18 protein-coding genes are annotated in these 16,285 nt (G+C 33.9%); 13 read left to right on the top strand and 5 right to left on the bottom strand.

Annotated features, from left to right (window positions below):
* Positions 1 to 9 precede the first annotated feature (9 nt).
* Positions 10 to 1,122 carry a S1C family serine protease gene (locus ATHE_RS08855; RefSeq protein ID WP_015908156.1) on the bottom strand — a complete coding sequence of 371 codons (1,113 nt, stop codon included), beginning with the start codon at positions 1,120 to 1,122 and terminating at the stop codon, positions 10 to 12.
* A 205-nt stretch (positions 1,123 to 1,327) separates the two neighbouring features.
* Between ATHE_RS08855 and ATHE_RS08850 the strand changes: the two genes are divergently transcribed.
* The 6 genes from ATHE_RS08850 to ATHE_RS08825 all read left to right on the top strand — a co-directional run bounded on the left by ATHE_RS08850 (position 1,328) and on the right by ATHE_RS08825 (position 4,660).
* On the top strand, positions 1,328 to 1,531 hold the full coding sequence (locus ATHE_RS08850; protein WP_015908155.1) for a 4Fe-4S binding protein: 204 nt from the start codon (positions 1,328 to 1,330) through the stop codon (positions 1,529 to 1,531).
* Positions 1,532 to 1,542: 11 nt separating this feature from the next.
* A complete protein-coding gene (locus ATHE_RS08845; RefSeq protein ID WP_013429960.1) occupies positions 1,543 to 1,800 on the top strand; it encodes a metal-sensitive transcriptional regulator in 258 nt (85 codons plus the stop codon).
* A 184-nt stretch (positions 1,801 to 1,984) separates the two neighbouring features.
* On the top strand, positions 1,985 to 2,209 hold the full coding sequence (locus ATHE_RS08840; protein WP_013432999.1) for a sulfurtransferase TusA family protein: 225 nt from the start codon (positions 1,985 to 1,987) through the stop codon (positions 2,207 to 2,209).
* Between the two features lie 17 nt (positions 2,210 to 2,226).
* Complete coding sequence (locus tag ATHE_RS08835; RefSeq protein WP_041727164.1) at positions 2,227 to 2,703, top strand: DsrE/DsrF/DrsH-like family protein; 477 nt, start codon at positions 2,227 to 2,229, stop codon at positions 2,701 to 2,703.
* A gap of 130 nt (positions 2,704 to 2,833) precedes the next feature.
* Positions 2,834 to 4,441 (top strand): B12-binding domain-containing radical SAM protein, encoded by a 1,608-nt coding sequence (locus tag ATHE_RS08830; protein WP_015908154.1) that lies wholly within the window; start codon positions 2,834 to 2,836, stop codon positions 4,439 to 4,441.
* An 18-nt stretch (positions 4,442 to 4,459) separates the two neighbouring features.
* Entirely contained in the window at positions 4,460 to 4,660 is a 201-nt protein-coding gene (locus ATHE_RS08825; RefSeq protein WP_013290141.1) for a DUF6485 family protein, read from the top strand.
* A 60-nt stretch (positions 4,661 to 4,720) separates the two neighbouring features.
* On the opposite strand, the gene ATHE_RS08820 is transcribed toward ATHE_RS08825, so the two are convergent.
* Positions 4,721 to 5,935 carry an Nramp family divalent metal transporter gene (locus tag ATHE_RS08820; RefSeq protein WP_015908153.1) on the bottom strand — a complete coding sequence of 405 codons (1,215 nt, stop codon included), beginning with the start codon at positions 5,933 to 5,935 and terminating at the stop codon, positions 4,721 to 4,723.
* 216 nt (positions 5,936 to 6,151) lie between these two features.
* Between ATHE_RS08820 and ATHE_RS08815 the strand changes: the two genes are divergently transcribed.
* Complete coding sequence (locus ATHE_RS08815; RefSeq protein WP_015908152.1) at positions 6,152 to 7,579, top strand: aminopeptidase; 1,428 nt, start codon at positions 6,152 to 6,154, stop codon at positions 7,577 to 7,579.
* Between the two features lie 150 nt (positions 7,580 to 7,729).
* Here ATHE_RS08815 and ATHE_RS08810 read toward each other — a convergent pair whose 3' ends face one another.
* Positions 7,730 to 8,911 carry an MFS transporter gene (locus ATHE_RS08810; RefSeq protein ID WP_015908151.1) on the bottom strand — a complete coding sequence of 394 codons (1,182 nt, stop codon included), beginning with the start codon at positions 8,909 to 8,911 and terminating at the stop codon, positions 7,730 to 7,732.
* Positions 8,912 to 9,259: 348 nt separating this feature from the next.
* Entirely contained in the window at positions 9,260 to 10,651 is a 1,392-nt protein-coding gene (locus tag ATHE_RS08805) for a phosphoglucomutase/phosphomannomutase family protein (RefSeq protein ID WP_015908150.1), read from the bottom strand.
* 140 nt (positions 10,652 to 10,791) lie between these two features.
* On the opposite strand from ATHE_RS08805, the gene ATHE_RS08800 reads away from it, so the two are divergent.
* Together ATHE_RS08800 and ATHE_RS08795 are read left to right on the top strand one after the other, a co-directional pair.
* Complete coding sequence (locus ATHE_RS08800; RefSeq protein WP_015908149.1) at positions 10,792 to 11,496, top strand: response regulator transcription factor; 705 nt, start codon at positions 10,792 to 10,794, stop codon at positions 11,494 to 11,496.
* Positions 11,480 to 12,844, top strand: a complete 1,365-nt coding sequence (locus tag ATHE_RS08795; protein WP_015908148.1) for a sensor histidine kinase — start codon at positions 11,480 to 11,482, stop codon at positions 12,842 to 12,844. Before ATHE_RS08800 ends, ATHE_RS08795 begins: the two co-directional genes overlap by 17 nt.
* Positions 12,845 to 12,849: 5 nt before the next feature.
* Here ATHE_RS08795 and ATHE_RS08790 read toward each other — a convergent pair whose 3' ends face one another.
* A complete protein-coding gene (locus ATHE_RS08790) occupies positions 12,850 to 14,028 on the bottom strand; it encodes an HD-GYP domain-containing protein (protein ID WP_015908147.1) in 1,179 nt (392 codons plus the stop codon).
* 219 nt (positions 14,029 to 14,247) lie between these two features.
* On the opposite strand from ATHE_RS08790, the gene ATHE_RS08785 reads away from it, so the two are divergent.
* The 4 genes from ATHE_RS08785 to rplC all read left to right on the top strand — a co-directional run bounded on the left by ATHE_RS08785 (position 14,248) and on the right by rplC (position 16,273).
* Complete coding sequence (locus ATHE_RS08785; protein ID WP_013429968.1) at positions 14,248 to 14,754, top strand: ferritin-like domain-containing protein; 507 nt, start codon at positions 14,248 to 14,250, stop codon at positions 14,752 to 14,754.
* Positions 14,755 to 14,813: 59 nt separating this feature from the next.
* Positions 14,814 to 14,975, top strand: a complete 162-nt coding sequence (locus ATHE_RS14790; RefSeq protein ID WP_013402921.1) for a hypothetical protein — start codon at positions 14,814 to 14,816, stop codon at positions 14,973 to 14,975.
* Positions 14,976 to 15,313: 338 nt separating this feature from the next.
* Complete coding sequence (rpsJ, locus tag ATHE_RS08780) at positions 15,314 to 15,634, top strand: 30S ribosomal protein S10 (protein WP_013290149.1); 321 nt, start codon at positions 15,314 to 15,316, stop codon at positions 15,632 to 15,634.
* A gap of 6 nt (positions 15,635 to 15,640) precedes the next feature.
* On the top strand, positions 15,641 to 16,273 hold the full coding sequence (gene rplC, locus ATHE_RS08775; protein ID WP_015908146.1) for a 50S ribosomal protein L3: 633 nt from the start codon (positions 15,641 to 15,643) through the stop codon (positions 16,271 to 16,273).
* Positions 16,274 to 16,285: the final 12 nt, after the last annotated feature.

Raw genomic sequence — 16,285 nt, 5'->3', positions numbered from 1 at the left:
TATTTTTAACTATTTGTTTGTTGGCCACTCTTTCAAAATGACTTCTTTTTCAAGAATTTTGCCGTTTCTTTTGATTTTTATCTTTACCTTATTACCAGGAAGATATTTCATAAGAGTTTGATTGTATTCTGCAATAGAATTGATATGGTAGCTGTCAATTGTAACAAGTATATCATTTTCTTGAGCAAATCCTTTTAAAGGACTATCAGCTTTTACATCAATAATTTTAAGACCGAGGTTAGACGGAAGCCCAACATACGAGAGCCAACTGTCTTCAAACTCAAGACCTAAGTAACATCTTTTGATTCTACCAAACTTTTTGTAGTGGTCAAGGAAATAAAGTATATTCTCTGCAGGAATTGCAAAGTTAATTCCCTGCCAGTAATCAATACCGAGAGTATTTATCCCTACAAGTTTTCCCTGCATATTAACAAGTGGGCCACCGCTGTTACCTGGATTGATGCTTGCATCTGTTTGCAAAAATGTATAGACTTCATCTACAGGTCTATTAAGTCCGCTTATTATTCCCTTTGTGACACTATTTCGCCATCCTAAAAAAAGCGGTGTGCCTATTGCCAAAACTTCCTGACCCACATAAATATTTTTCGGATTTTCAATTTCAATTGGGGTAAGATTGGTTCGGTTAACTCTCAAAATTGCAAGGTCAATTTCTTTGTCACTGTAAAGTACAGTTGCCTTGTAAGCCTTGGCATCGTAGAAGATAACATAAGGCTGTTTTAAATCTTCAACAACATGGTTGTTTGTCAAAATCAGTCCATTTTTATCAATTACAACACCAGATCCGTGAGAAAGTCCAGCTGGGATTTTGCTGTAGTAAAAGTCGTCTGCTTTAATCTTTTTGCTGTCACCGATGATTGCTACAACAGACTTGTTTACCTTGTCAATGACCTCACTTATGGACAGGTCTTTTTTCTGAATTATCAGGCTATTTTGCGTTTTGGTGTAATCAAAGTTTAAAAAGTCTTTCAAAGAGTCAATATCAACATAGGTTTTTCCGTCAATCTCTTTTGGAGTCACGGCAATAGTCTGGGCAAATACAATGTTTGAAAGAATAAATATTACAATAAATCCAGCCAGCCATATCTTTATACTTTTTCTCATTGCAGAACCTCCCATCAAAAGAATTTGTCACCATATAATTATAACGTATTTTAGCCAAAAATGTTATCTATTAAAATAAAAAATTTTAGTTGCAATTTTTATACTTGATTATTTTTATCTTTTGCTTTATAATATAACTTGTGAATGCAATACACCCCCATGGTATAGGGGATAAATTTGTTGGGGAAGGAGAATATACAGAATAATGAGAAAAGCAGTATTGAACAAAAGCATGTGTGATAGGTCTCCTTTTTGTCCTGCTTTGCGTTCGTGCAAGTTTGGTGCAATAAAAAGAAATGTAAGAGGATTTTTTGATGTAGAGATTGAAATTGACAAGGAAAAGTGTACTGGATGCAGTGTATGTGTAAGGTTTTGTCCGCAGGGAGCTATAAAGATGGTTGAAGAGTAGGTGACTCTGAGGTGTCTGAGAATGAAAGGAAAGAAGAGGTTCTTTCAAGACTTAAAAATATCAAAGGTCACATAGAAGGAATTATTAAAATGGTAGAAGAAGAAAAAGAATGTGAAGAGATTATGCTCCAGATAATTGCTGTCAAGAAAGCTTTGGAAAAAGTGGGATATTATATAATAGAAAGTCATGCTGAAAAGTGCTTGTCAGATGATAAGAACAAGGCTCAGGTCCAAAAAATATTGAATATCATGATGAAATTTTTAAGTTGAAAGGTAAAGTTGATATCTATTTTTCTCCTTTTGAATCCTTAAAAGTTTTTGTGTTTAAGAATGTTATTATTTTAACAATCTAATTTTAAAAAAATTTTTTTGCAGAAGTTTGTTAAATAAATCTCATGCAAATGGGGTAACAATATAAAAGGTAAAAATAAAAATTTATGGAGGTGTGTTTAAAATGGCAGAATATTTTATTGATGCAAAAGGGCTTCAGTGTCCAGGACCTATTACCCAGCTTTTTAAACAAATGAAGGAAGCACAAAGTGGAGATGTTGTAACAATTGAAGTGACAGACCCAGCGTTCAAACGTGATGTTGAGAGCTGGTGTAAAAAGACCAAGAATGAGCTTTTGGAGCTCAAAGAAGAAAATGGTGTAATTCAAGCAAAGATTAAAAAGGCTTAAAGGTGGGTGAGAAGATTATGAGAGAAGACAAAAAGACAATCATTGTGTTTTCAAACGATATGGATAAGGTTATGGCAGCATTTGTAATTGCAACTGGTGCTGCTGCAATGGGTGATGAGGTCACAATGTTTTTTACATTCTGGGGTTTGAATGTTCTAAGAGATGCTAAGAAAAAGGTACAGGGAAAATCTTTCTTGGAAAAAATGTTTGGTGCTATGATGCCAAAAGGGGTTGAAAAACTCCCGCTTTCCAAGATGAACTTTTTAGGGATTGGTCCAAAGCTTATGAAATATATGATGAAAAAGAAAAATGTGATGATGTTACCTGAGATGATAAAACAGGCGCAAGAGCTTGGTATAAAGATGGTTGCATGTTCAATGTCTATGGATGTTATGGGAATAAAAAAAGAAGAATTAATTGATGGTGTTGAGATTGGCGGTGTTGCCACATACCTTGGTGAGGCGAGCGAAGCAGGTGTGAATCTGTTTATCTAAGTTAGAGGAATCTTAACTAATAGAGGCAGGAAAAACCCTGCCTTTTTGTTTTTTTGCTCTTTTGAAATCAAAACTGTGATATAATAATGGAGCAATAAAAAGTTTTTCAGTATTAGAAAGGAAAATCGCTATGATACTGCTTGTTGCAATAAACTCAAAGTATGTTCATACAAATTTAGCGGTAAGATACCTTTATCAGCTCTGCAAAGAAAACTATCCATGTGAGTATATTGAGTTTAATATTAATCAGCCTTTGCAGGATGTACTTTATGAAATTTTGAGTAAAAAACCTGAATATGTTGCAATTTCAACATATATCTGGAACAGGAGCTATGTTGAAAAGCTTGTTGAAGGATTAAAAAAGGCGCAAAAAAGCATAAAAATAATTCTTGGCGGGCCAGAGGTGTATTTTGACAGTCTTGAAGAGTGGAAATTTGTAGACTCAATAATCAGAGGAGAAGGAGAGTATCCTTTTTTAGATTTGTGTGAGCATATTGCAGTTGGCAGGCAATATACCCAAAAAGAATATCCTCCATTTGATTTGAGTAAACTTCCTTTTGCATACAAAGATGAAAAATTAGACACCAGCAGAATCTATTATTATGAAAGCAGCAGAGGCTGCCCTTTTAGATGTTCATATTGTCTTTCTTCCATTGAAAAAGGTGTTCGATTTATGCCTCTTGAAAAGGTGTTTGAAGAGCTTGACTATCTTTTTAAAAAACAAGTAAGACTTATAAAGTTTGTTGACAGGACATTTAATGCAAACAAAGAAAGAGCAATAAAAATAATAGAATTTTGCAAACAAAAGTCGCAAACTACCCAAATTCACTTTGAAATAGACCCAACACTTTTAGACAATGACATTATCAGTGCAATAAATAATTCTAAAGATGATCTTTTCAGACTTGAAATAGGTATTCAGAGTTTCAATCCACAAACTCTTGATGCAATAGATAGATTTTATGACATAGATAAAATTGATAAAAACTTGAAAAAACTTATGGAGAACAAAAAAGCCATTGTTCATCTTGACTTAATAGCGGGCCTGCCATATGAAGATTTTTTGAGTTTTAAAAGAAGTCTTGACAAGACTATATTGTATTTTGCCGATGAAGTTCAGCTTGGGTTTTTAAAAATGTTAAAAGGAACAAAGATAAGAAATGAAGCAACTAAATACAATTATGAATTTTTTAAAGACCCGCCGTATGAGGTTATTTCAAATAGCTTTATTAGCTTTGAAGAGATTTATAAGCTTAAAAAGGTAGAAGATTTAATAGACAAAGTTTACAATAGGCAGTACCTCTATTTTACTTTAAGATACATCTTTCAAATAGTCTCTCCATCAGAATTTTTTGAAAAGCTTTCAAGCAAAGTGAATAGCAATTTAAACACAAGGGAGTTTATAAAAGAGCTTTACAGAATCATTAAAGATAATTTTGTTTTAGACACAAGTATATTGAACAGTTTGTTCAGATTTGACATTCTAAGAAGGTTTCCGGAAGAATTTTTGCCTGAGGAATTGGCAATGACAAAAGAGGAAAAAGAAAGAATTAAACAAGCAATATATCAAGCTAAAGAATACCAAGATATCGGAGAACCAAAAGAGATTATAAGAAGCTCAAGAGCTTGCATATTTGAATTTGACATCGAAAGGTTTGTAGAAGATAATAGTATTGAAAAAGGGAATTTTTTATATATCTTTTTTGGAGAAAAAATAAAGAAGATAAAACTTCAGTGAAAAGGAGGAAAGGGTAATATGGAGTGTACACTTTCAAAAAACCTTTCAATCTGCACATGTACTTATGAACCGTGTTCAAGAAAGGGAAGATGCTGCGAGTGTTTGCACTATCACAGGAAAAATGGACAGCTCCCTGCCTGCTATTTTTCAAAAGAAGCAGAAAGAACATATGACCGTTCAATAGAAAACTTTATTCGTGACTATTCTTCAAGGAAATAAAAAGTGAAGTAAAAGTGGGCAGACAACAGATTTTTACTTTCATCTGCCCGCTTTTATTTTTTATAAAGATGTGATGAGCAGAAAAACATCAAGTCCTATTACTAAAGCTGCAACAATCAAAAGAATTATTTTATCTGCTAAAGAGTTTGCGAATTTACCCATAACTTTTTTGGATGACGTCAGGTATATTTGAAGAATGATTGTAATTGGCAGCTGCAAGCTCAAGAGCATCTGTGAGATTATCAGAGCTTTGAAAGGGTTTGAGATAAAAAGTATTATGATAGATGCTAACACCAATGGAATGATAATTCCAACTTTAGTTGGCAGCTCTTCAATATTATAAGGCCTTTTATAAAGTCCTGCCATGATAGTTCCACCTGTATATGCAGCTGTGATGCTTGAGGAGATGCCAGAAAGCAATAAAGCGAATGCAAAAATTGTTGCAGAGAAACTTCCCAAAATGGGTTTTAACATCTGCTGAGCCTGTGGCAGCGATTCAACAGCAATACCTTTTGTGTAAAAGGTTGCATGAGCTATTATAATCATACTGCTGTTAATTAAAAATCCTATAAACATTGAAAAAAGTGTATCAACAAACTCAAATTTGAGCTGATGTTTTATTACCTTTTCGTCTTGAGTGTTCCATTGCCTGCTCTGAATTATTTCAGAGTGCAAAAACAAATTGTGTGGCATGACAACTGCACCAAGGATTGAAAGAACCACAACCAGTGAACCAGAAGGTATGCTTGGAGTTATCCAGCCAAAGACAACATCTTTTACAGGGACCTTCACAAGAAAAAGCTCTATCAAAAAGGAAAGACCTATCAGCGACACAAACGCAATTATCCACCTTTCAACCTTTTTATATGAGTTAGAAAATAAGAAAAATATAGTAAAAGGCAGGATGATTAAACACCCAAACTTAATAGGAATTTTAAAAAGCATCTCAAGGGCAATTGCTGCGCCTAAGATTTCTGCCATAGCAGTTGAAACTGTTGCCAGCATGGCAGATGAAAGCATTACTGTGGCAAGAGATTTATTAAGATAGATTGAAGTTGCTTCAGCCAAGCAAAGACCTGTTGCAATGCCAAGATGAGCTGCGTTGTGCTGAAGCACTATTAAAATTATGGTGGATAGTAAAACTACCCACAAAAGCTTTAAACCAAAGCTACTACCAGCAGCCACGTTTGATGCCCAGTTTCCAGGGTCGATAAATCCCACTGTGACAAGAAGTCCTGGCCCTATGTATTTGAGTATTTCTCTTGCGTTTTTCATTTTGTGCTGCCTTTCACACCTTTCTTCTTAAAGTAATTTTATGAAATATCTTCTAAAGTGGTGAATAGATAAATAGTAAATCTTATTCTTAAACTCTTATATTAAAATTAATACCCAAAAAAAGAGGATTGTGATATCATAGTTTGTGTGAAGCAGAGAAATATTTATTATATAAAACTTTGAATTTTCGACATTAAGACATTGGAGGGTATTAAAATGAACGAAAAGTCTTATGGACAGGAGCTTTATGAAAAATTATCCTACACTTCAAAAAATGCATGGGAAGTTTTAAAAGAAGAAGAAAAGCCTTTTGTTTTTGATTTGGCAGAAAAGTATAAGCACTTTTTGAACTGTGCAAAGACAGAAAGAGAAGTTGTTGAATATTTCATAGAAAGAGCTAAAGAAAAAGGATATAAAGAATTTAACAATAATATCCAAGAATTAAAGCCAGGTGATAAAGTATATTTTGTCAACAATAACAAAAGCATCTTGTTTGCTCATATAGGCAAAAAGCCTTTAAAGGAAGGATTTAATCTGATAGGTAGCCATATAGATTCTCCACGACTTGACTTAAAACCAAAGCCACTATATGAGTCAAGTGAGCTTGCTCTTTTGAAGACACACTACTATGGTGGCATTAAAAAATATCACTGGGTAAATGTACCACTTAGCATCCACGGAGTTGTTGTGAAAAGTGATGGTTCAAAAGTAAAGATTACAATTGGTGAAGACGAAAATGACCCTGTTTTTTATATAACAGACCTTCTTGTTCACTTGTCTTCTGATCAGCTTCAGAAAAAGGCAAGCGAGGCAATTCCCGCTGAAAACTTGAATGTGCTTATAGGAAGTATGCCGTTTAATGATGAGAAGGTGAAAGAAAAAGTAAAACTTAATGTCTTGAAAATTCTAAATGATAAATATGGTATTACAGAAGAGGACCTTATTTCAGCTGACATTGAGGTTGTGCCGGCTGCAAAAGCGCGTGATGTAGGACTTGACAGAAGCTTAATTGGTGCATATGGTCAGGATGACAGAGCGTGCAGTTTTTTAGCAGCAGAAAGCATCTTTTCAATAGATGAAACTCCGGAAAAAACTGCGCTGGTCTATTTGGTTGACAAAGAGGAGATAGGAAGTGTAGGAATATCAAGTGCTGAGGCAAGCTTTTTTGATGTATCAGTTGCAAAGCTAATGAAAGCTTTGGGTGAGTATGAAAGTAGCCTTGATTTGGCTCTTTGCTTTGAAAACTCAGCAGCAATTTCGGGTGATGTTGCAGCAGCACTGGACCCAACATATGAAGGTGCTTATGATAAGCTCAATTCTACGTTAATTGGACATGGTGTTACCATTGAAAAGTATACAGGAGTTAGAGGCAAATACAGTGGTTCTGAAGCAACAGCAGAGTATGTAGGCAAAATCAGAAACTTTTTGAATTCAAATAACATCTGCTGGCAGACAGGTCTTTTAGGTAAAGTTGACCAAGGCGGTGGAGGTACAATTGCTCTGTTTATCGCAAGAAAGATGATAAATGTGATTGACTCAGGCGTTCCAGCTCTGTCTATGCACTCAACATTTGAAATAACAAGCAAGGTCGATGTGTATATGACATATAAGTTTTATAGTGAATTTTTGAGAAAGTTTGAATGAAAATTTTGAGGCTGTCTAAAAACAAAATTTTAAAATTCTTATTTCGCAATATATAGGTAAAACTAAATAAATCAAAAACTATATATTTTAAGAAAGGGGCTATCCAATTATCTTTTTGGACAGCCCCTGTTTAAAAAGATTTATATTATTTTATCTACTGTGCTGAAGTATTTCATGATAGTTTTTTGATAAATTGATAAAATAAACCATTCCTATTAGTGTAATGCTAACTCCGCTGGTTAAAAAGATTGTCTTAACAGATATAGTATTAGATATAATTCCTCCAATTAATAATGAAATAATTGAGGAGATATTTCCCACTATTGAATTAAAGCTAAAAACTCTTCCTAATAGTTTCTTGTTACAGTTTTCTTGGATTATAGTAGTTCGAGCAATAGCATAAAATGAATTACATATTCCATTTACAAAATAGATGATAAGAGCAAATACAAAAATCTTATTTAATGAAAACAAAGCGATAGAAATTCCGAGACCTATTACTCCTGTTAAAAGAAGAGTTTCGTTTTTTATTGTTTTTATATATTTATAAACAAAAAGCGAGGTAATAACCATTGCAATTCCTTTTGATGTCAGAATAAAACCATATCCTTTAGAATCAGTATGTAAATAGTTAATCATATAAACAATTAACAGTCCGTTCAGAATTCCTGCAAATAAACCAATTAAACCATTGAGAATTATTAAACTTTTTATGATAAAGTTAGATTTCAAATATTCTAAGAATTCCAAATATCTTATATTTTCATTTTGGTTCTCCGTACTTTTGTGTTTATGGGATGAAATTTGACAAATAAAAATAGCAGAAACAAGAAAAGTAAATGAATCAATAAAAAAACAATATTTCAAGTTAAGATAAGAAGTTAATAACCCACCTATTAAGGGACCAACAACCATCATAACAGAATTTAATGAGCTACTAAGACTGTTAATTTTACGTATTTCTTCTTTGGTGATTAGTTCTGGAATTATACTATTTCTTGTATTTTCATAAATAGCGGTGATAGAAGATATAATAAACACAATCAAAAACACATAATTGGTGAAATATGGCACTAATATTACTAATAAAGCTCTCGAAATATCTCCAAATACCAAAATTGTTTTTTTGTTTGATAAATCAATTATTTTTCCAAATGGAATACCAAATATAACAGCAGGTAATAATATTAAAATAGAAAGAATGGACATTTGTAAATTTGACTTACTAACACTATACACTAATGTAAGTAAAGCAACCCTATCAATCCAATTTCCAATCTCTGATATAAATTGAGAGCATAACAAGTTAATAGCCTTTCTATTATTTTTCATTCTGTAGTATCTCCCTGAATTAGAATGTTTTTCTCCAATAAAATATTACAAAGTTATCTATTTATATATTAAATAAATGTATTCTTTCAGATTTGGCCCACAAGCTATAAAATTGTATATCTAATACAATTAAACTTATTTATCACTAAATATCGATTATGAATATTTATTATGCCAACATCAGCTGTTTTACTATTTGGTTATTTATTTATCAAATTTCCCTTATTCCTTTTGCTGCAAGGATTAAACATTAATATCTAATAAAACTATATTTTAACATCACAGATTAAAAATAAAAAAGTAAAAAACAGAATACAAAGTACATAATTGACCAATTATTAAATCTTTTTATTTCATTTCCTCTATCATCTTCACAGCCTCATCTAAAAGTCTTTTTACCTCATCTTTGGTAAACTGTTCTGTATAGACCCTCAAAACTGGTTCTGTGCCAGATGCTCTAAAAAGTATCCATGAGTTATCTTCAAAGATATATTTATAGCCGTCTAATGTTTGAATCTCTTTAATCTTTCTGCCTGCAAACTCTGTGTTTTGGGAAATCATCTTCAACGTCTTTTCTTTGATTTCGTTTGGCAAATGCAGGTCAACTCTGTCATAGTAGTGATAACCTATTTCTTTAAAAAGCTCATCAAGTATTTGCCCAATTGGTTTTTGATGGTATGCCATAATTTCAAGGAGTAGCAAGCTACATAAAATTCCATCTCTTTCAGGTATGTGATTTTTAATTCCAATACCTCCGCTTTCCTCGCCACCAATGAGAATGTCTTCTTTTAAGAAAAGTTCGCAGATATATTTAAAACCAATCGGTGTTTCGTAGATTTTGAGCCCGTACTTGTTCGCTAAAATAGGAACCATATTGGTTGTTGAAAATGTTTTTACAACACCACCCTTTAAACCTTTTACTTCAACTAAATGTCTCAGAAGAAGTGCATATATTCTGTGTGAATCAATAAACTCTCCTTTTTCATCAACAGCGCCAACTCTATCTGCATCTCCATCTGTTGCAAGACCGATGTCTGCTTTGTTTTGGACAACAGTATCAATTAATTTTCCAAGATTTTTATAAATAGGTTCGGGATTGACTCCTCCAAAGTACGGGTTCCGCTCATCTCTTATCTGGATGTGTTTGATTCCATATTTATCTAACAAGGTTTTTACATATCCAACTCCTGCACCGTGCATTGGGTCGATTATTGCAAAAGGCTTGGATTTTGCAATGAGATTTAAATCTACAAGCTTTTCAATATGCTCAAAATACTCTTTGTCAGGGTCTATATAAGAAAAGAAATTACTACTTTCAGGCTCAGCAAATTTTGCTTCATTTTTATATAAATGTTTTTCTATTTCGGCAATTATAGAAGGAAGAGCAGATCCACCATAATCACCTTTAAATTTTATACCATTCCACTGTGGTGGGTTGTGGCTTGCTGTAATCATTATAGCTCCTGCTAAATTCATGTTCTTGACAGTAAATGATACAACAGGTGTTGGTGTTGGCTTTTTTGTAAGATATGTCTTTATCCCGTTTGCAACAAGAACCCCTGCGCAAAGACGAGCATACTCTTCTGACATAAACCTTGTGTCATACCCTACCAAAACAGGTCTTTTGTCATCAATTTCTTTGATATAATCAGCAATTGCCTGAGCAACAATCTTTACATTGTCAAAGGTGTAATCTTTGCTAATCACAGCTCTCCAGCCATCTGTGCCAAATTTTATCATTATCCTTCACCTCCTGCAAAGAAATAATGATTGTGCTATAATAAATCTTGAAACCACTATATAGTATACAAGAGTTTCAGAATTTTTTCAAATATTTGAAAGGAATTGTCTAAACTTTTATAAAGAAAGGGAATTTCAAGATGTCTGCGTACACTGTGTATATAGTTGACGACGAAAAGGATATATTAGAGCTTGTATCTGAATATTTGACTCAAAAAGGCTATTCAGTTAAAACCTTTGAGAATGGCGAAAGTTTTTTAAAAGAATTTGAAAAAAGTGAACCTGATATAGTTATACTTGATATTATGCTTCCGGACATTGACGGTTATGAGATTTGTAAAAGAATAAGAAAAAATAGCGAAGTGCCGATTATAATGCTGTCTGCAAAGGGAGAAGAGCTTGACAAAGTTTTGGGGCTTGAACTTGGAAGTGACGATTACATACCAAAGCCGTTTTCTCTTTCAGAACTTGAAGCGAGAATAAAAAAGATTTTACGACGAATAAACAAAAGTCCAATAAAACAGGATAATGTCATAGAAACATTTGGTATAAAGGTTGATTTTAATCAGCGAAATGTTTTTTATAATGGCACACATATAGAACTTTCGCCAAAGGAATTTGAAACATTTGCACTTCTTTTAAAAGAGTCGACCAAGGTTTTAAAGAGAAGTTATATATTAGAAAGAATATGGGGAGACCCAGCTCTTTATGATGAGAGGATGGTTGACGATGTTGTCAAAAGGCTAAGAAAAAAGATTTTGCAATATAATCTGCCTGTTGAGATAAAGACAATGTGGGGTTTAGGATACAAGCTTGAGGAGAAAAAAGATGAGTATAAAGGTTAAGATTTATTTGTCGTACGTGGGTATAATTTTATTCATGTTTATAGTTTTTGTTATCCTTTTTTATGCTTGGTTTGAAAAAAACTTGATTGACCAGATGAAAGAGGATAACCTTCGCTTTGCAAGACTTATAGAATTTGTTGTTACAAGCCAGAACAAGAACACGGTTAATTTGAAACCATTTGAGTCGTATTTTGAAAGTTTAGAGTCAAAAATTTTACAGGACTATATTGTGATTGTAAGCAGTGATGGTGCGATAGAATACTCAAATAAAGAACTGGATGTTGAGTCAAGGGTAAAGATAATGAAGCTTTTTGATGAGAACAAGGATGCTCAATATGGATTTGAGATAGGAAGCATTAGGGAAAAGCCCTGTCTGTTCACCATATACAGTGGAAAATCAAAAAGTGTTTTTGTAATTATTATTACTGATCTTGCAAGGATTTTGAACTTTGAAAGAAGATTTTTCCTTCTCATTTTGCAAACAGCAGGACTCAGCTGTTTATTTGCTGCAACTGTGGCCATTTTTATATCTCGTAGAATGATTGGAGGACTTTTGCGCCTTAAAGAAGCAATAGAACAGGCTTCTCAGATGAGGTTTAACAAAAAGGTTGAAGTAATTTCAAAAGACGAAATTGGCTTAATTGCTACCGAATTTAACAGACTTATCGAAAAGATTGATGAATACAATCAAGCACAGATAAGATTTTTACAAAATATTTCTCATGAACTCAAAACTCCTCTTACTTCAGTGCGTGGATACGCAGAGATGCTAAAAGAGGGAATTTTAGATAAAAGCAAGATGGAATCAGCTGCAGATAAAATAATTTGGCATGTTGACAGATTGAAAAGTTTAATAAACCAGATTATTGACCTCACAAAGATTGAATCTATTGAAAACTATTTTAATTTCGAAAAAAGTATGCTTGAAGAGGTCATTTTTGAAGCTATTTTAGAAAATGAAGGTTATTTGCTTTCAAAGACAGTAGATATTGAATTTGCTCCGCAGACAAGGACGTATGTCCAATGCGACAAACACAGACTAAAAGAAGCTTTTTCAAATATTATCTCAAACTGCATAAAATATGCGAACAATAAGGTTACAATTGAAATAAAATCTGAAAAAGATAAATTTGAGGTAACAATTGAGGATGACGGAGAGGGTTTTGGGCAAGGAGAAATTGATAAAATCTTTGAAAGATTTTATAAAGGGAAAAGGGGCGAAAGTGGACTTGGTCTTTCAATTGCAAAAGCTATATTCGAGAAACATGGGTTTATTATAGAAGCTGAAAACAAAATAACCAAAGGCGCCCGCTTTAAGATAAAAGGAAAAATCTACAAAGAGCAGTAAGTTTTTTAGCTTACTGCTCTTTTTAATAGCAAAAATTCTTCTTCTAAAAATAAACCATTTTTAACCATGTCAGAAATAATGCTCAGTGCTGTAGATTGGGGCAGTCCTCTGCGGTAAGGTCTATCCTCTATTAAAGCCTGATAGACATCACAAATGCCTACTATTCTGTCTAAAAGTGAGAGATCATCTTTTCCAAGTCTTTCTGGATATCCACTTGAGTCTGCTCTCTCGTGGTGATTTCCTGCCCAGTTAGCTATGTCATCTTTGAAGGCAGTAATTTGAGAAAGAATCAATTTTGTATAATAAGGATGGGATTTTATAATATAAAACTCCTCTTTCGTAAGCTTTCCTTCTTTGTTGAGAATTTCATTTGGAACAACCATTTTGCCAATATCATGAAGGTAACCTGCGATTTTAAGTTTATTTGACATCTCGCTATCCAGTTCCATTGTTTTAGCAATTGTATAAACCGTTTGTGAAACTCCTTGGGAGTGAATATGAGTAAAAGGACTTTTGTTGTCAATAAGCAAAGATATTGCTTCAGAGAACTTTAGCATCTGCTCTATATCAAAATAAACCTCGTCTTCAGGTGATAAAGCCATGACAATGTGCCTCAAGTGAGGGTTATAAAGGTCCAACCAGAATTTATCTGTTTGAGCAAGTTCCAAAAAAACTTCAGCAATAATAGGATTAAAAAGCACACCTTTCTTTTTCAACACCCAATTTGTTATCTCCTCAATCTGTTGATAATATGGTTTTGAAAAATCTAAGGTGATATCAATCTGGTCAGCAAGATTTATAATCTGAGAAGCAAATGGTGTGACCAAGTGGTCATATCCAAATGCACCAGAGCCGTTATAAAACTCATGATGATATTTTACAAACTCTGCAATATCTTTATCTAAAGGAAGTTTTTGCAATAATTCATAGCCAAGTAGACAGTGGTTTTTGGCAAGATTTGGGTCAATATGGGATGTAATGAATTTTTTATCCGCAACTGTTATTCCTATGTCGTGAAAAAAAGCTGCATAGTATATCTTCTTTTTTTCAACAGGTTTAAGTCCTAAAAGGTTTGAAAGCTGCAAAGAGATATATGTAACTTTTGGCGCATGTTCTCTTCTTCCTTGAGCTATATCGATAAGATGTGAAATAGCTGAAAGAAGATTTCCAACACTAATCTTCATAGGAAAAACCAACCACCTTTTTAAAAAGCACTGTCTTTCGTAAGCTTATTATAACTCAAAAGCTAAAAAATTTTTTGACAAAGTTTTTTAAATCTCCACTTCATTTTTTATATAAGACTTTGCACAACTGAAAAGTAATTTGGGTAGCAAAAATCTCTTTGAACAATATAATGTATTAAAAGCACAAACTGGGGTTATAAAGGAGGGAAGAAAGTTAAAATGGACTTAACAAAATTTGCATATGATGCGCCTTATCCAGAACCTAAGGTAGAAGAGCCCAACAGACACTATGCAGAGATTCTGCTTGATGACTATGCAGGATACGCAAGTGAGTTTACCGCAATCGCTCTATATTCATATCAGCATTTTATAAGCGACGTAAAACACAGAGATTTTGCAGACCTCATAATTGGTATTGCCCAGGTTGAAATGAAACACTTGGACCTTCTTGGCACCACAATTTATCTGCTCGGTGCACTGCCAAAGTACAGAGGCTCTTACACAACCTATGGCCAGTACTGGAACGGATACTTTGTAAACTACGATAAAGATTTAAAAGATATGATAAAGATTGATATCCAATCCGAGAAAGAGGCTATCAAGAATTACAAGAGACACATTGAAATGATAGATGACAGGTACATCAAAAAGCTGCTTGAAAGGATAATTTTGGATGAGGAGAAACACATAAAATTGTTAAAAGATTATCTTGATAGAAAGTTTTGATTTGTGGGTATTAAATAAATAACAAGAGAAGTACAATATACTGAGGAGGGAAATTTAATATGCAAGAAAAATATGTGTGCGGTATTTGCGGCTATGAGATTGTAGATTTAAATTCCCCGTGTCCATACTGTGGTGCTGAACCAAACCATTTTGTTAGGGCGGATGAAGTTGATGTTGAGCTAATAAAAAAAATCTATCAAGAAGGCGGGGCAACTTATTAAAATTTCTCTTGCAAACCGCCTTTTTTTATTATAAAATTATAAAGTCGTTGTGTGGGTGAAAAATAATGTTCATATGTTGCGATGAGGCAAAAGGTTGCTGCAAGGTGCAAAACCACTTTGCAGGGAATTTTTGCTGAGTATGTCTTGTCCTTTGAGACGGGCGACACGGGGAAGGTGTGAAAGAATATTTCATGCCCGGTGTTTTCATGCCCGAAAAGGAAAAACTCCGGGTATTTTTATATAATGGTTGTTGACACACACGGCTAAGTTGCAAAGTTCCCCTGTCGCAAATAGCTTGAAAGATCTTAGAATCACATTATTTTAGAGGAGGGGAATGTATGTCAAAAGCACAGAGAATGCGAATTAAGCTGAAATCATTTGATTACAAGCTGTTAGAACAGTCAGCAAAAAAGATAGTTGAGACAGCTAAAAACACAGGGGCAGAGGTATCGGGTCCAGTTCCGCTGCCGACAGACAGAGAGGTAATTACAATTATCAGAGCTCCGCACAAGTACAAAGATTCACGTGAACAGTTTGAGATCAAAACTCACAAAAGACTTATTGATATAATCAAGCCCACGCAAAAAACTGTAGATGCACTAATGCGTGTTGAACTTCCAGCAGGTGTAGACATCGAAATCAAGCTGAAGGAGGTGTAAATGTAAATGACAAAAGGGATACTTGGTAAGAAAATAGGTATGACCCAGATATTTGATGAAGCAGGAAGAGCAATACCTGTTACTGTGATTGAGGCAGGGCCATGTGTTGTTGTTCAGAAAAAAACTGTTGAAAAAGATGGTTATTCTGCAATTCAAGTTGGTTTTGAGGATATAAAAGAAAGCAAGCTCAATAAACCATTAAGAGGTCATTTTGCAAAGCATGGAGTAAAACCAAAAAGATTTTTGAGAGAACTGAGACTTAAAGACGCAGACAAGTATGAAGTTGGTCAGGAGATAAGAGTTGATATTTTCCAGCCGGGCGAAAAAGTAGATGTTACAGGTATTTCAAAGGCAAAAGGGTTCCAGGGCGTTATCAAAAGACATGGTCAGCAAAGAGGTCCAATGAGCCATGGTTCCATGTATCACAGAAGAGTTGGTTCAATGGGTTCGAATACATTCCCAGCAAGAACATTCCCTGGTAAGAAAATGCCTGGTAGAATGGGCGGTGAAAGGGTTACCGTTTTGAATTTGCAGGTTGTAAAGGTTGACCCAGACAGAAACTTGCTTCTTGTTAAAGGAAGTGTTCCAGGAAATAAGAATTCGCTTTTAATCATCAGAGATTCTGTCAAAAGCAAATAAGCTTTAAGTTTT

The sequence above is a fragment of the Caldicellulosiruptor bescii DSM 6725 genome, from assembly GCF_000022325.1.
Classification (GTDB): domain Bacteria; phylum Bacillota; class Thermoanaerobacteria; order Caldicellulosiruptorales; family Caldicellulosiruptoraceae; genus Caldicellulosiruptor; species Caldicellulosiruptor bescii.
This window is presented reverse-complemented; position numbering and strand designations above follow the sequence as displayed.

Excerpts from the sequence above, each read along its gene's own strand:
- ATHE_RS08855 (WP_015908156.1), bottom strand. The coding sequence starts at position 1,122 with ATGAGAAAAAGTATAAAGATATGGCTGGCTGGATTTATTGTAATATTT.
- ATHE_RS08850 (WP_015908155.1), top strand. The coding sequence starts at position 1,328 with ATGAGAAAAGCAGTATTGAACAAAAGCATGTGTGATAGGTCTCCTTTT.
- ATHE_RS08840 (WP_013432999.1), top strand. The coding sequence starts at position 1,985 with ATGGCAGAATATTTTATTGATGCAAAAGGGCTTCAGTGTCCAGGACCT.
- ATHE_RS08835 (WP_041727164.1), top strand. The coding sequence starts at position 2,227 with ATGAGAGAAGACAAAAAGACAATCATTGTGTTTTCAAACGATATGGAT.
- ATHE_RS08830 (WP_015908154.1), top strand. The coding sequence starts at position 2,834 with ATGATACTGCTTGTTGCAATAAACTCAAAGTATGTTCATACAAATTTA.
- ATHE_RS08825 (WP_013290141.1), top strand. The coding sequence starts at position 4,460 with ATGGAGTGTACACTTTCAAAAAACCTTTCAATCTGCACATGTACTTAT.
- ATHE_RS08820 (WP_015908153.1), bottom strand. The coding sequence starts at position 5,935 with ATGAAAAACGCAAGAGAAATACTCAAATACATAGGGCCAGGACTTCTT.
- ATHE_RS08815 (WP_015908152.1), top strand. The coding sequence starts at position 6,152 with ATGAACGAAAAGTCTTATGGACAGGAGCTTTATGAAAAATTATCCTAC.
- ATHE_RS08810 (WP_015908151.1), bottom strand. The coding sequence starts at position 8,911 with ATGAAAAATAATAGAAAGGCTATTAACTTGTTATGCTCTCAATTTATA.
- ATHE_RS08805 (WP_015908150.1), bottom strand. The coding sequence starts at position 10,651 with ATGATAAAATTTGGCACAGATGGCTGGAGAGCTGTGATTAGCAAAGAT.
- ATHE_RS08800 (WP_015908149.1), top strand. The coding sequence starts at position 10,792 with ATGTCTGCGTACACTGTGTATATAGTTGACGACGAAAAGGATATATTA.
- ATHE_RS08795 (WP_015908148.1), top strand. The coding sequence starts at position 11,480 with ATGAGTATAAAGGTTAAGATTTATTTGTCGTACGTGGGTATAATTTTA.
- ATHE_RS08790 (WP_015908147.1), bottom strand. The coding sequence starts at position 14,028 with ATGAAGATTAGTGTTGGAAATCTTCTTTCAGCTATTTCACATCTTATC.
- ATHE_RS08785 (WP_013429968.1), top strand. The coding sequence starts at position 14,248 with ATGGACTTAACAAAATTTGCATATGATGCGCCTTATCCAGAACCTAAG.
- ATHE_RS14790 (WP_013402921.1), top strand. The coding sequence starts at position 14,814 with ATGCAAGAAAAATATGTGTGCGGTATTTGCGGCTATGAGATTGTAGAT.
- rpsJ (WP_013290149.1), top strand. The coding sequence starts at position 15,314 with ATGTCAAAAGCACAGAGAATGCGAATTAAGCTGAAATCATTTGATTAC.
- rplC (WP_015908146.1), top strand. The coding sequence starts at position 15,641 with ATGACAAAAGGGATACTTGGTAAGAAAATAGGTATGACCCAGATATTT.